The sequence below is a fragment of the Cohnella xylanilytica genome (assembly GCF_014212175.1).
Taxonomy (GTDB): Bacteria; Bacillota; Bacilli; order Paenibacillales; family Paenibacillaceae; genus Cohnella; species Cohnella xylanilytica.
Genome location: NZ_JACJVR010000035.1, coordinates 1 through 13,471 on the forward strand (window position 1 = coordinate 1; position 13,471 = coordinate 13,471).

Below are 13,471 nucleotides of genomic sequence, written 5' to 3' on the forward strand. Positions count from 1 at the left end.
GCTCCCGCCGCCCGGCCGCGCCGCCAGGCGCCCCTGCCTCCGGCAGCGGCAAGCCCATGACCGGATCGGGCACGACGTCGATCCGGTCCCGGGGGACGCCGAACCGCGCGAGCAGCTCGGCGGATTCGGCGTCCCGCACCGATACGTAGGCGGCCTTGCGGAACGCCTTCGCGATCGGAGAGCGGAACATCCCGCGATTCACGGGTCCGATCCCTTGCGCGTACACGAAGGTCGGCTTGCCGGCCCACCTCGCGAGCGCCATCACTCCCAGATAATACGGGATCGAGCCCAGTCCGGTCGCATCCTGCAGCAGGCTGCCGCCGCCGCTGATGAGCCCGTCGCTCTCGCGCAGCGCCTGGCGGATCGCCCCGATCTTCATCCGGGGAACCGCCCGCACGCCGTATTGCTTCTCCGTCCAGGCGGGGTCGCCGGACAGCACGATCGGCTCCACCCGGATCCCACGGGCGTTCGCCGCTTGCTCGAGCGCCGTCAGGATGCTCAGCAGCACGGCTTCGTCCCCGCTATTGCGGAATCCGTAGTAACCGGACAGCACCAGCCGCCGGACGCCGCTGTTCGACTTTCCCTTCATTATGTCACGCACCGCCCGTTTTTACATTAAATTCAGCTTAGAATTCCGCTTAGAAATTCCTCATACATAACAATTACCTGTAAGGCATACAGGTAATTGTCGCATTCCTTATAATTATCCGCATCTAGTTATTCGCACCGTTATCCGCGGGCGGAAGCTCCCGGCCGGCAGCGGCGCCAGATGCCCTCGGCGATCTGCCAGACGCCGATGCCGACGAGGCCGATGATCGCCCCGATCGCCAGGCCGAGCAGGTCTCGCATAGCGGACAGATAGGCCGGCGTATGGATGTGGGCGAACGTGTCCACCATCGACAGCTGCCCGATCGTCGCGACGACGATGAACACGAGCGCCCAACGGTACCGGAGCGCCAGGAACAGGCCGAGCAGGAAGATCGGATGCCCGCCCATGAACTCCTTGAACCTCGGCCGCACTCCGAACGTGCCTTCGAGGAAGGAGCGGAACTTCAGCTCCAGACCCGTCGCCTGCCCGCTGTTGCCGGTGCGGGACAGGTAATACATGCCGGCGGCGCCGACGACCGCGATGACGACGACCCACAGCACCGTAATCGGCTGCTTGAGCAGATTGCGAAGATTCGTTTTCACCGAACCGCCGTATCCATACAGCACCGCATAGAGCGCGACGAGCGCGATCGGGGCCAGATGCAGCAGGCTGACGCCGCGGAACTGCTGAAGCACGAGCTGGTACGAGACATGGTTGAGCAGGGCGATGACGAACGGCACCGCGAACAGCGACATGACCGACGTTCTCAGGAACAGCACGACCGCGCCGCCGAGACGGCCCCAAGCGCTCTTCGGCAGCGCGTCCCGGCGCTCGTGCTTGACCCGCAGCCAGCGAATCAGCAGCGCCATCGACGCGGTCGGAGCCGCGATCGCCGCGAACAGCGCCAGCGCCTGGTTCAGCAGCGAGGAATCGAGCACGAACGTCCCCGCTCCGCCGACGAGGCCGATGATCGTAACCGGAAGCAGCAGCGCGGGAATGAACAGGCCGATCGTCAGCGCGACGAGCGTGACGGCTCCGAGGATGGCCAGCGCCTTCCACAGCTTCTCCGCGGGAGCGTGGTGAACGTCGAACGCTTGGGCTTCCCCGACCTTGAAGCCGAAGTCCCGGATCTGTTCGATCGCGCCCTTCACGTCTTCTTCTTCGTCGCCCGCGAGCGTCTTGACGATCGTATCGATCGGGTTCGTCACTTGCCCCTTGGAGGAATCCTTCACCGCCATCGCGTTCAGATAGACCATCCGCAGGTTGCGGTCCTTGACCGCGAGAAGGAAGCGATCCGCCAGCACGACCGGCTTCGCGACGTTCATCTCGCCCTCGGACACCGAATGCACCCGGACGACGTTGTAATCGAGCTTGCTCGCGAGCGTCCCGAGCCCCTTCTGCGGAATCTTCAGGTTCTCGATCGCGCCGATGCCGATCCCCGCCGCGTTCAGGCGGTCGGCGAATTTGTTCAGGCTCTGTTCTTCCTCCTGATCGTTAAACCCGGTCACCGCATCCCCGTCGAAAATAATCCTCGTCACGCCCAGCTCCTTGAACGAGTCGATCCACTTGCCCATCTCCTCGTCGTCGTACGGCTGCGTGCGGTCGGACAGGCGCGGAACGATCAGGAAGCCCTGATCCTTCAGCATCTTCATCGCGATCGGGTTCGGCTGCATCGGACGCATATAGGCGTCGTCCGGGCCGAGGCCCAGAATCAAGCCGGTCCGGTCGTGCGAAGACCAGGTCTCGACGGTAACGCCGATTCTCTTGAAGGCGTTCTCGATCAGAGGGCGGAGAACCGGTTCGTTCTCCGGCTTATTAAATAGAAGGAACGTGCGGTTGTCGCCCGGCTTCGGAAGCTGGCCGTCCAGCAGCGCCGCCTGTTGGGCGTTGTAGACCGTGACGTCTCCCGACCAGTTGTACTCCTCGAGCGTGCTCTCGAACACGGCCATGGCGTTCACGCCGGCTTCCTTGAGCATAGCGAGCCGGCTCTGGAGATAGCCCTGCGGATCGACCTGCGTGTACGACACCTGCAACAGATCCCGATAGTCCATGACGAATTCGACGTTCTTGGAGGAGGCCTCCGTCTGCACGCGCGCGTAGATCAACGGCAGGGAGCCGATCAAGCCGATCAGAACGACTCCCCACAGCCATTTGGCCAATTTGCGGTTCCACTGTTCCAGCCACTGGGGCACAACTGTCACTCCTCTAGTTGGTCCGTGCCGAGCTTACCGATAGTGTGCTCATAACGGAATTTACCATGTATAACGTTCCAAAAAAGCAAAACGGGAAGCCGCGCCATAAGCGCTTGCTTGCCCGCGTCCGCTTGGGGGCCTCCCGGCCCCCTTCGGTTCAATTGACCGCCGCCTCAGCTCAGCGCGTCGACGCGGGCCATCACCTCGGCGACCAGCCGCGCGATGGCGTCCTCGGCCGCCGGCAAGCTGTCCTTGCGCACCGCGAAGTACACCTTGATCTTCGGCTCCGTACCCGAGGGGCGGAGCGTAAACCAGGAGCCGTCGGCGAGCAGGTACTTCAGCACGTTCTCCTTCGGCAGGCCGTCCAGGCCCAGCTCGTAGTCGAGCACCTTCGTCACCTGCACGCCGGCCACTTCCGCGGGCGGGTTCGAGCGCCAGTCGCTCATGATGCCGGCGATCTTCTCGACGCCGTCCTTGCCCTTGAGCGTCCGCGACTCGAGCTTCTCCAGATACGTTCCATACTGCTTGTACAGCTCGAGCAGGACGTCGTACAGCGTCTTGCCTTGCGACTTGTAGTAGGCGGCCGCTTCGCTGATGAGCAGCGCCGCGACGACCGCGTCCTTGTCCCGCGCGTAGGTGCCGGTCAAGTAGCCGTAGCTCTCCTCGTAGCCGAAGAGGAACTGGTGCGAACCCGTCTTCTCGAACTCGTTGATTTTCTCGCCGATATATTTGAAGCCCGTCAGCGTGTTGAACACTTCGCAGCCGTACGAAGCGGCGATGTCCGCGCCCATCTCGCTCGTCACGATCGTCTTGACGACGGCGCCGTTCGCCGGCAGGCGGCCTTGCTCCTTCAGGTTCGAGAGCAGGTAATGCACCATGATCGCGCCGGATTGGTTGCCCGACAGGACGACGTAGCGTCCTTCGTCGTTCTTCACCACCGCGCCCATCCGGTCGGCGTCCGGGTCCGTGCCGATGATAAGATCGGCGCCGACCTTGTCCGCCAGGGCGATCGCCAGCGTGAACGCTTCATGCTCCTCCGGGTTCGGCGACTTCACCGTCGGGAACATGCCGTCCGGCCGCTCCTGCTCCGGCACGACGTGCACGTTCGCGAAGCCCGCCTTCTCCAGCACGCGGCGGACGGGCATGTCCCCCGTGCCGTGCAGCGGCGTGTACACGACCGCGAGATCCCGGCCCGCTCCCCCGCGAAGCAGCTCCGGATTGACCGACTGCGCCGCGACCGCGTCGATGAACCGCTCGTCCGCGTCCGCGTCCAGCCAGACGATCAGCCCGCGGGCTTCCGCTTCCTCCCGGGACAGGCGCTTCACCTGGTCGAACGACGTCACCTCGCGGATCGAGGCGATGACCTTCTCCGCGTCCGCCGGAACGAGCTGGCCGCCCGCGGCGTCGTAAACCTTGTAGCCGTTATATTCCGGCGGATTATGGCTTGCGGTGATGACGATGCCCCCGTCCGCCTTCAGGTCGCGAACCGCGAACGACAGCTGCGGCGTCGGCCGGAGCGAGCGGAACAGGTACGTCTTGATGCCGTTGCCGGCCAGCACGCAGGCCGACTCCAGCGAGAAGACGTCCGAATTGTTCCGGGAATCGTGCGCGATGACGACCGACGGAGAGGACGAGCTCTTGAGCAGGTAGGCGGCGAACCCTTGCGTCGCCTTGCCGATGACGTACCGGTTCATCCGGTTCGTGCCGGCGCCCATGACGCCCCGCAGGCCGCCCGTTCCGAATTCGAGATCGCGGTAGAAGCGGTCCTCGATCTCCTTGGGCTGGTCCGCGATTCCGCGGAGTTCTTCCTTGGTCTTCTCGTCGACGTTCGGATCGTTCAGCCAGGCTTGATAGTTCTCGATGGCGCTTGTCTCATTCAGCATGATTCCTTCATCCTCTCTCATCTTTTATCTGTTAGGAAGCCAGCGCCCGGCGTTGGCGCCAGAGCGTCCGACTTCTACTTACCCCTATGTAGGCTTCTCACCTCGTCTGCTGGGCTGGGATGCGGCTTGCTTACTTCTTGGAGGGGTCGACCAGGGCGAACATCAGAACGCCTTCCGCGACGACTTGATCGCCGACCTTGGCGGTTGCTTGTCCCTTGCCGACCGGTCCCTTCAGACGGATGATCTCGACTTCGAGCGTCAGCGTGTCGCCCGGCGTAACCTGCCCTCTCCAGCGGAACTCGTCCACTCCGGCGAACAGCCCGATCTTGCCGCGGTTGTCCTCCACGCCGAGAATGGCCGTCGCCCCGACCTGGGCCAGCGCTTCGAGAATAAGCACGCCCGGCATGACGGGGAAGCCCGGGAAGTGACCGACGAAGTAAGGCTCGTTCATCGTCACGTTCTTCAGACCCACCGCCCTCTTGCCCGGCTCGAGCTCCAGGATGCGGTCGACCAGCAGGAACGGCGGCCGGTGCGGAATGATCTCCTGAATCTGCTCAATATTCAGCATCGTTAACTTCCTCCTTGTTATTGACGAATCGCATAAGCTTTCCGTTCAACGTCCATACTACGAATATCCTTTTGCGAACTGCAGCGCAAAGGTTGAGATAAGAGGGCTCGCCGCCGATGAGCCGATTTGGCACGCGAACGACGGCGGCGGGTTCTTTTAATCTGTCCGGAATTCCCTCTCTCCCCTGCCAAGACCCCCGTCTAGGATGCCCGATTCAAATGGCGGAATTTCATCAGATAGACGCCCGTGGTCACGAAGCTGAGCGCGACCGCGCACCAGAGAACGCCGACGCCTCCCGGTCCGTCCAGGAACAGCAGCGTGATGGCCAAGTAATAGACGGCCGTCGTCACCTTGCCGAACGCGTTCGCCGGAACGGTCTTCATCCCTCGAAAATGAAAAAACGCCGAGCTCGCGATCATCCCGACCTCGCGCACCGCCATCGTCGCCGCCGCCGCCCAAGGAATCTCTCCCCCGATGAGCAGCGCCGCGACGACGGACAGCATCATCAGCTTGTCCGCCAGCGGATCCAGCATGATTCCGGTCGTGGTGATCTGCCCGCTCCGGCGCGCCACGTAACCGTCCAGCAGATCGGTCAGCCCGGCCAGCAGCACGATGAGCAGGGCCGCCACGGGATGATCGTAGAAGTACAGGACCAAGAACAAGGGGATCATCAAGAATCGGGACATGGTCAGCATATTAGGCACGTTCATTCCCGGAATTCCCCCTTCTCTCTCCGAAGTTCCCCATTATTATAACGTTCGGCCGGGCCAGCGTAAACGGGCTCGCCGCCTTCGCCCCCGCTCCCGGTCCGGCGGCCAAAAAGAAAACCCTCCTCGTAAATGCCGGAGAGCCTTCGTTCCTGTTGCGTTCAAACCCTTGTGCGGATTGCGGGGCCTAGCTCTCGGCGAACACGAGGTCGTACATGTGCCGCCACGTCTGGATGTCGAACACGTCGGCCAATTCCCTCTTGCCAAGCACTACATATCCGATAGCCATTCCGGCGATCAAGGCGACGACGCACAGAACGGGAATGATCAATACTTTGATGCTCGTCCAAATAACCTGCCACAGAATTCGCCCCGCAGAGCGCTTCTTCCGGGCAGGCGGACGGTTGGAAGCCGTCAACGCGCTCCCCCCTCTCGCTGTTATCCGCGCAGGTCGGTCGCCATCTGCATCATCTGGTCGCCGGACGCCAGAGCCCTCGCGTTCAGCTGATAAGCCCTCTGCACCGTAACCAGATCCGTCATCTCGTCGATCAGATTGACGTTCGATTGCTCCAGGAAGCCTTGGCGGATCGCCAAGCCGCCGGCCGCGTCCGGCGTCGCTTGTACCGCCTGGACGACATCCGTCGCCGCCACGTTCTGCGGCACCCCGTACAGGTTGTCCGCGACCGCCTGCAGCAGCTCCGGCTTCAGGACCTCGACCAGCTTCAGCTTGCCGAGCTCGAGCGTCTCCGAATTGTCCTGGGTATGCGCCGTCAGCGTGCCGTCCGCCGCCACCGTCAGCTCGTAGCCCTCCGGCACGTTAATCAGCGTATCGGCGCCGCCATTGTCGGCCACGACCGGATACCCGGCGTTCGTCACGAGCAGCCGCTGGCCCGCCGCCGTCGGCATCAGCTGGAACGCGCCCTGGCGGGTGAACGCCCGCTCGCTGTTCAGCGTCGCTCCGGTCCGCACCTCGAACAGGGCGTTGCCCTCGATGGCGACGTCCGTCGAGTTGTTCGTCTGCTGCAGCGGCCCTTGGGCCATGTCCAGCGTCTGGGCGACGACGCGCGCTCCCCAGCCCTGCGTATAGCCGAGCGGGCTGCGCCGGCCCGGCTGCAGGAAGTCGGCCTCGTGCGGCTGAATGCTCGTCAGAATATCCTCGAAGACGGCGTTCTTGCGCTTGTATCCATGGGTATTCAGGTTGGAGATGTTGTCCGCCAGAATATCGAACTTCCGCTGCATGGCGCCCATCGACGCGGCCGCGCTGATCATGGAGTTGTTCAAGTGGTGCCCTCCTTAAGCTGGGATCGGTGGCGAATTCGGACGTACGTTAAGGGTGCGTCGGGAAGACCCCGTTATACCTTGCCGACTTCGTTAACCGCCTTGTCCAGGCTTCTATCGTAGAATTGCACGACCTTCTGATTCGCTTGATAAGCCCGCAGCGCGGCCATCATGTCGACCATCGACTGCGAGGAGTCGACGTTGGAGCGCTCGAGGAAGCCCTGGCGGATCTCCACCCGCTCGCCCGCTTGAACCTGCGCGATGCCTCCGGGCTGTCCCGCGTAGCGGAACAAGCCGTTGCCCTCGCGGATCAGGTCGTTCGGATTGTCGACCCGGGTCAGCAGCAGCCGCGGATTCCCGGCCAGAGGCGCGTTCGTCGTCTTGTCCAGCAGCCGTCCGTCCGGCGATACCGATATGTTGTCCCAAGTTCCCTGCACGACGATAGGTTGTCCGTTCGCGCCGAGAACCGGGAGGCCGTCCGAATTGATCAGCGTGCCGTCCTCCGTCGTCCGGAAGCTTCCGTTCCGGGTATAGCGCTGCCCCCCGTCCGGCGTCCCGACGGTGAAGAACGCCTGCGGCTGATAGGTGACGTTCCCGTTCGCGTCGACCGACTTGCCGGATTCGTCGAACGTCGTTCCGTTCACCAGGATGTCCGAGATCAGGGCCATGTCCTGGGAACGGTCCGTCTCCATCATATCGCCTTGCATGAGCGCAATCAAATTCTCCTCGGCGAAGACGCCGGTGTTGATCTTCCCGATCGGGGCCTTCGGCGGGTTCTCTCCCCCCATGACCGACAGCAGCATCTCCGGGAATGCCCGGTTGACCGAGCTCGTCCCCTTGTAGCCCGGGGTGTTGAGGTTGGCGATGTTGTTCGTCACCGTATCGTGGCGCCGTTGCTCCGCGATCATGCCGGATGCGGCCGTGTACAGTCCTCTTAACATGAAGTTCCCTCCGTCAGCCCAGCTTGCGGGTCATTTTGTCCAGGTGGTCGAGCATGATTCCCGTTCCCTTGACGACGCAGTGCATCGGATCCTCGGCGATGAGCACCGGCACCTTGAGCTCTTCGGCCAGCAGGGCGTCCAAGCCGTCGAGCAGCGCGCCTCCGCCCGTCAGGATGACGCCGCGGTCGATGATGTCCGCGGACAGCTCGGGCGGAGTGCGCTCCAGCACGCTCTTGGCCGAGGCGACGATGGACGACACGGGCTCCCACAGCGCTTCCCGCACCTCGTCGGAATGGATCGTCACCGTAAGCGGCAATCCCGATACCATGTCGCGGCCGCGGATGTCCATCTCCTCCCTGCGGCCGCTCATGTATACGGTTCCGATCTTGATCTTGATGTCCTCGCTCGTTCTCTCGCCGATCAGAAGCTTGTATTTGTTCTTTATGTATTTCATTATCGCCGCGTCGAACTTGTCCCCCGCGACTTTAAGAGAAGAGGCGGTTACGACGTCGCCCATGGACAAGACCGCGACATCCGTCGTACCTCCGCCGATATCGACTACCATATTGCCGCTGGGCTGGAAGATATCCATGCCCGCTCCGATCGCGGCCGCCTTCGGCTCCTCTTCGAGGAAGACTTCCTTGGCGCCGCTTCTCTCCGCCGCTTCGCGGATCGCCTTCTGCTCGACCGACGTAATGTTGGTCGGCGCGCAGATGAGGATTCGGGGACGGCTGTACCAGGTCTTGCCTCCGACGCGTCCGATGAACGCCTTCAGCATCATATCGGTCACTTCGAAATCCGCGATGACGCCGTCCTTCAGCGGACGGATCGCCACGATGTTGCCGGGAGTCCGGCCCACCATGCGCCGGGCCTCTTCGCCGACGGCGAGCACCCTTCTCGTATCGCTCTCGATGGCGACGACGGACGGCTCGTCGAGCACGACGCCTTTTCCTTTGACATGAATGGACACATTGGCGGTGCCCAGATCGATTCCGATGTCTTTGCTTAACATTCCCGAGAATCCCCCACGGCGCAGTAATATCGTAATAGTATATTATTCGCTGTCCATTGGGAAAATCCTTTTTTTGTCGAGGAAAATCTTAGGACTTTACGCTTTGCCCGCCGTCAAAACTTCGCGTTTCTTGACGGTCGTCTTCTTGTACTTGATCTTCGTCGCTTCTCCTCCCCTCAGATGCCGGATGGACTTATGGTATTCCAGAATGTGCTTCACCTGGTCGGCCAAATCCGGATTGATCTCCGGAAGCCTCTCGGTCAGGTCTTTATGCACCGTGCTTTTGGAGACGCCGAATTCCTTGGCGATCGTCCGTACCGTGTTGCGCGTCTCGACTATGCACCGGCCGATCTTGATGGTGCGTTCCTTGATGTAATCGTGCACGCTCCCGCCTCCCTGCTCGATTAGATTGGTACATTATATGAGGGGCGCGGTCACTTATTCTTTGTTCCCAAGCCTGACAAGCCCTGAAAGTCCATATGCGGCGGGGCTTATGGGTCGAACGTCCAAGGGATGCGGCTTAGGAAGCATGAGAAAAGACGGGGGCCGCCCCCCGTCCGTCCGTTGCCGGCGCTTGCGGCCGGCCGTATTCAATCCTTCTCGTACTCCTCGAGCGCCGCGTGAACGATGACCAGATCGCGGTAGTTCAACAGATCGATCTCGTACGGCTTCGCCACCTTCGTCCCGTCGGCCTCGCGCATGATTCGGACGACCGGCCGATGGTTCAACGAATGCTCCACGTCCGCCACGACCCCGATCTGCCCGTTGCTGAGCCGGACGACCACCGAAGCGGGGTACATCGAGACGTTGCGCAGGAAGATCTGGACCAGGTCGAGATCGAAGTCGTAGTTACCCGCCGCGAACAAGTATTCCATCGCCTCGCCGAACGTGAACGGCTTCCGATAGTGCCTTGGCGAGATAAGCGCGTCGTAGTGGTCGGCCAGGCCGACGATCCTCGCGTATTCCGGTATGTCCTCGTGCTTCAGGCCGAACGGGTAGCCGTTGCCGCGGTACCGTTCGTGGTGCATCAGCGCGCATCGGGCCGCCGCAGCCGGCATTCCCGGGATGCCGGACAGAATCTCGTAGCCCGTGATCGTGTGTTTGCGGACTTGGGCTCTCTCGGTCGGCGTCAGCTCGGTCCGCGACTTGACGATGGAGGCCGGCAGCCGCGTCATGCCGATGTCGAACAGGAGAGCGCCCGCCGTCAGCTCGTAGAGGCTCGCCATGTCGTAGCTCTTGGCCATGCCGACCACGAAGGAGAGCAGCGCCACCTGCAGCGAATGATCGAACAGGTACCGGTCGGTCTGCAGAAGGACCCCGAGCTCCTCCGCGATCGCCCTCTGGGTGACGATCTCCGTGACGATGCCGCGGAACTGCCGGCGGAACCGGTCCTCCATCATCCCGGCCGCGAGCCGCCCCGCCGCCTGATCGGACATCGCCAGCTTCACGACGATCTCGCAGGCTTCCTTGCGGGCGGCGTCGTTGTTCTTCAGCCGTTCCGCCGCGGCCTCCGCCGCCGCTTCCGGCCGGACGGATTCTTCGGGGACCGTCGCGGTCGCGGCCGCGGCTGCGGTCCCGCTTCGGCCGCCGCTTGCGGAGGCGCTCCCTCTCGCCTCCAGAGAGACGTGGGAGACGCCGAGCCCCCTCAACCGCCGAATGTACTGCTCCGTCAGCACCGTCCCGGCCTCCAGCATGACGAGCCCGTTTTTCCCCCTTACCGGCCTTGACAGCACGTCTCCTTCCGACAATAGTTGCACTTGAACCTCGCCCATAGACCTATTCACCCCTACGATTTTGGTCGATTTCCGACGGACAATGTCGCACAATAGCGATAGTAAGACATTACCGAGGAGGACCGCCGCCATGCAGGACGCAGCCTTATGGACGATTCAACCGCCTTATCCGCCGACCGCCCGGGACAATGACGACCTCATCGTCACCTTGTTCCTCGCTTCCTTCCAGGACCGCTCCCCCCATACCCTGCGCAATTACCGGCTCGGGATCCAGCGCTTCCGCTCGTTGCTGTTCCCCCGCCGGTTGAAGGAAGCAGGCTGGCTGGACATCGAGCACTTCAAAAATTACTTGCTCGGCCGCACTTCCGCGTCCGGCCCCCGTCTCTCCCCCTCCTCCGTCGCGGTGCAGCTCGCCGCCCTCCGCTCTCTGTACCGATGGGCGAGCGACCCGAACATCGCGCTTCTGCCCCATAACCCCACGACGGCGGTGAGGCTGCCCAAGCCGGAAGTCACCTCCCGCAACCGCTACCTGACCAAGCAGGAATTGGCGAAGCTGCTGTCCGAGCTGTTCCGCCAAGGACCCCGCAACTATTTGCTCGGGCTGATGCTGACGTTGACCGGCCTGCGCGTATCCGAATTGATAAGCGTACGATGGGAGGACTTCTACGAGGATATCGAGGGGAGAGGCGTCTGGCTGCACATTCGCAACGGCAAGGGGGGCAAGCGGAGGAGCGTCAAGATTCCCGAGCCCTTGTGGAAAATGATCAAGAAACACCGGCACGATCCGGATCGGCGCCGGGAGGATGCCGGCTCCCTGCTGTTCCCGATCTCGTCCCGCCAGGTGGCCCGCATTCTGGAAGCGGCCCGGAAGCGGTGCGGCTTCGACAAGGCCGTCTCCGCCCATTGGCTGCGCCATACGAACGCCACGCTGGCGCTGCTGGGCGGAGCCTCCCTGCAGCAAGTGCAGGAGACGCTCGGGCATTCGCAGATCACGACGACCCAGCGGTACCTGCATACGGTCGAACAAATGAAAAAAGCCGCCCCGGATTACGTGGCGGACAACTTGCGGGATCTTCTCGCATCGAGGTAGAGCCGGGCTCGGACCGAGCTACGGAACCCCCCGGGAGCGGTTGGTACGACGATGACATCATTGACAGCATATGCTAGAATAGGAGACAAAAATGTCTTACTATCGCTATTGTGCGACCTACCATGTTCTTTTATACCCTCTCATCGCTATTATAATCTCATACGGCGCTGAACGATTACTGAACAATCGGACAAGCGCGAAGAAGAGCCTCGTTCCGGGTCGGAACGAGGCTCTCGCTTTTATGCGGCTTGTCTTGCGCCTTGCGGGACGGGACGGCGAATCCCGCGCCGCTCGCGCTATGGGCGGATTCCGCCGTCCGGCACCGTCCGCACGATGACCAGGTGGCGATCCGCGTTCAGATCGACGGAATAGGGACGCAGGACCGCCTCCCCGTTCGCCTCGCGGATGATCCGGACGACCGGCCGGTGCGCCAGGCGTCCCGCCGCGGTCTCGACGACGCCGAGCTGTCCGTTGCTCAGCAGGACGACGGACGAGACGGGGAAGACGGCGATATGCTTGAGGAACACCTGAATGATCTCCATGCCGAAGTCGTAATTGCCGGCGGCGAACAAGTATTCCATCGCTTCGTTGCTCGGGTAAGGGTCCCGGTGATGGCGCCGGGAGAGAAGGGCGTCGTAGACGTCGGCGAGGCCGATCAGCTGGGCGAGCTCCGGGATGTCCTTGCCCTTGAAGGTGAGCGGATAGCCTCCCCCGTTGAATCTCTCGTGATGCAGCAGCGCGCTTCTGGCCGCCTGGGCCGGAACCTCGCGGATGCCGGACAGCACCTGGTAGCCGAGCCGGGTATGCTCGCGGATCGTCTTCCGCTCGGCTTCGGTCAGCTTGCGCTTCGCCTTGATCAGAGACTCGGGCAGCCGGGTCATGCCGATGTCGAACAGAAGGGAGGCCACGGTCAGCTCGTACATCCGGTTCGCGTCGTATCCGCTCACGTCGCCCGCGATGCCGGCGAGCAGCGACACCTGCAGGGAATGGCCGAACAGCTGGCCGTCCGTCTGCCTCATGACGCCGAGCTCGTCGGCGATCGGCCGATGGCCGGCGGCTTCCAGCACGCGATCCCGGAACGCTCTCCGGAACCGGGCCGATTCGTGGAGGGGAAGAGCGAGCTTGGCGAAGGTCGCGTCCGACTCTACGAAGCTTCGGATCGCCTCTTCCGTAATCTTCCTCGCCCCAAGGTCCTGCTTCAGGCAGTCGATGTCGGCCGGGTCTCTTCGTTCCGCGGCCGCTTCCGCCTCGGACGGCGTTCTCCCTCGGGCCGGCAGCTCCTCCGCCCGCGTCTCCTTCCCCCGAACGGCGACGCGGCCGAATCCGAGCGCGCGAAGCCTCTCGATATAGGCGGCGGTCAGCACGGTGCCCGATTCCAGCATGACGATTCCGTTCTTCCCGAACACGGTCCTGCCCACGACGTCCCCGGGCTTCAGCTCGCTCACGTGAATCTCCCTCATGGCGCCCCTTCTCTCATT

Annotated in this window: 13 protein-coding genes; 1 reads left to right on the forward strand and 12 read right to left on the reverse strand. The window is 62.8% G+C overall.

Annotated elements, in window-relative coordinates; all coding sequences use genetic code 11:
- The 11 genes from H7B90_RS09925 to H7B90_RS09975 form a co-directional block, all read right to left on the reverse strand.
- Positions 1-589 (reverse strand): polysaccharide pyruvyl transferase family protein (locus H7B90_RS09925; RefSeq protein ID WP_185135712.1); only part of this gene is annotated, 589 nt, incomplete at its 3' end.
- Positions 590-729: 140 nt separating this feature from the next.
- Entirely contained in the window at positions 730-2,781 is a 2,052-nt protein-coding gene (locus H7B90_RS09930; protein WP_185135713.1) for a DUF5693 family protein, read from the reverse strand.
- Between the two features lie 173 nt (positions 2,782-2,954).
- Positions 2,955-4,664, reverse strand: a complete 1,710-nt coding sequence (locus H7B90_RS09935; protein WP_185135714.1) for a phospho-sugar mutase — start codon at positions 4,662-4,664, stop codon at positions 2,955-2,957.
- Positions 4,665-4,794: 130 nt separating this feature from the next.
- The gene (fabZ, locus tag H7B90_RS09940) at positions 4,795-5,232 is read right to left on the reverse strand and encodes a 3-hydroxyacyl-ACP dehydratase FabZ (RefSeq protein WP_185135715.1); all 438 of its coding nucleotides are present in this window, start codon (positions 5,230-5,232) and stop codon (positions 4,795-4,797) included.
- A 200-nt stretch (positions 5,233-5,432) separates the two neighbouring features.
- Positions 5,433-5,942, reverse strand: coding sequence for a CDP-alcohol phosphatidyltransferase family protein (locus H7B90_RS09945; protein ID WP_185135716.1), 510 nt, complete (start codon positions 5,940-5,942; stop codon positions 5,433-5,435).
- A gap of 184 nt (positions 5,943-6,126) precedes the next feature.
- Positions 6,127-6,357 (reverse strand): DNA-directed RNA polymerase subunit beta, encoded by a 231-nt coding sequence (locus tag H7B90_RS09950; protein WP_246578513.1) that lies wholly within the window; start codon positions 6,355-6,357, stop codon positions 6,127-6,129.
- A gap of 20 nt (positions 6,358-6,377) precedes the next feature.
- Complete coding sequence (locus H7B90_RS09955; RefSeq protein ID WP_185135717.1) at positions 6,378-7,220, reverse strand: flagellar hook-basal body protein; 843 nt, start codon at positions 7,218-7,220, stop codon at positions 6,378-6,380.
- A gap of 71 nt (positions 7,221-7,291) precedes the next feature.
- Positions 7,292-8,158: a flagellar hook-basal body protein gene (locus tag H7B90_RS09960; RefSeq protein WP_185135718.1), complete on the reverse strand. Its 867-nt coding sequence runs from the start codon at positions 8,156-8,158 to the stop codon at positions 7,292-7,294.
- A 13-nt stretch (positions 8,159-8,171) separates the two neighbouring features.
- Positions 8,172-9,170, reverse strand: coding sequence for a rod shape-determining protein MreB (mreB, locus tag H7B90_RS09965; protein ID WP_185135719.1), 999 nt, complete (start codon positions 9,168-9,170; stop codon positions 8,172-8,174).
- Positions 9,171-9,266: 96 nt separating this feature from the next.
- Positions 9,267-9,554 carry a sporulation transcriptional regulator SpoIIID gene (spoIIID, locus tag H7B90_RS09970; protein WP_027094289.1) on the reverse strand — a complete coding sequence of 96 codons (288 nt, stop codon included), beginning with the start codon at positions 9,552-9,554 and terminating at the stop codon, positions 9,267-9,269.
- A 206-nt stretch (positions 9,555-9,760) separates the two neighbouring features.
- Positions 9,761-10,942 carry an HD-GYP domain-containing protein gene (locus H7B90_RS09975; RefSeq protein WP_185135720.1) on the reverse strand — a complete coding sequence of 394 codons (1,182 nt, stop codon included), beginning with the start codon at positions 10,940-10,942 and terminating at the stop codon, positions 9,761-9,763.
- Between the two features lie 91 nt (positions 10,943-11,033).
- Here H7B90_RS09975 and H7B90_RS09980 point away from each other — a divergent pair, with 91 nt between their 5' ends.
- Positions 11,034-11,993, forward strand: coding sequence for a tyrosine-type recombinase/integrase (locus H7B90_RS09980; RefSeq protein WP_185135721.1), 960 nt, complete (start codon positions 11,034-11,036; stop codon positions 11,991-11,993).
- Between the two features lie 296 nt (positions 11,994-12,289).
- On the opposite strand, the gene H7B90_RS09985 is transcribed toward H7B90_RS09980, so the two are convergent.
- Positions 12,290-13,453: an HD-GYP domain-containing protein gene (locus tag H7B90_RS09985; protein ID WP_185135722.1), complete on the reverse strand. Its 1,164-nt coding sequence runs from the start codon at positions 13,451-13,453 to the stop codon at positions 12,290-12,292.
- Between the last annotated feature and the right edge of the window lie 18 nt (positions 13,454-13,471).

Excerpts from the sequence above, each read along its gene's own strand:
- H7B90_RS09960 (WP_185135718.1), bottom strand. The coding sequence starts at position 8,158 with ATGTTAAGAGGACTGTACACGGCCGCATCCGGCATGATCGCGGAGCAA.
- H7B90_RS09975 (WP_185135720.1), bottom strand. The coding sequence starts at position 10,942 with ATGGGCGAGGTTCAAGTGCAACTATTGTCGGAAGGAGACGTGCTGTCA.
- H7B90_RS09945 (WP_185135716.1), bottom strand. The coding sequence starts at position 5,942 with ATGAACGTGCCTAATATGCTGACCATGTCCCGATTCTTGATGATCCCC.
- mreB (WP_185135719.1), bottom strand. The coding sequence starts at position 9,170 with ATGTTAAGCAAAGACATCGGAATCGATCTGGGCACCGCCAATGTGTCC.
- H7B90_RS09985 (WP_185135722.1), bottom strand. The coding sequence starts at position 13,453 with ATGAGGGAGATTCACGTGAGCGAGCTGAAGCCCGGGGACGTCGTGGGC.
- fabZ (WP_185135715.1), bottom strand. The coding sequence starts at position 5,232 with ATGCTGAATATTGAGCAGATTCAGGAGATCATTCCGCACCGGCCGCCG.
- H7B90_RS09935 (WP_185135714.1), bottom strand. The coding sequence starts at position 4,664 with ATGCTGAATGAGACAAGCGCCATCGAGAACTATCAAGCCTGGCTGAAC.
- H7B90_RS09980 (WP_185135721.1), top strand. The coding sequence starts at position 11,034 with ATGCAGGACGCAGCCTTATGGACGATTCAACCGCCTTATCCGCCGACC.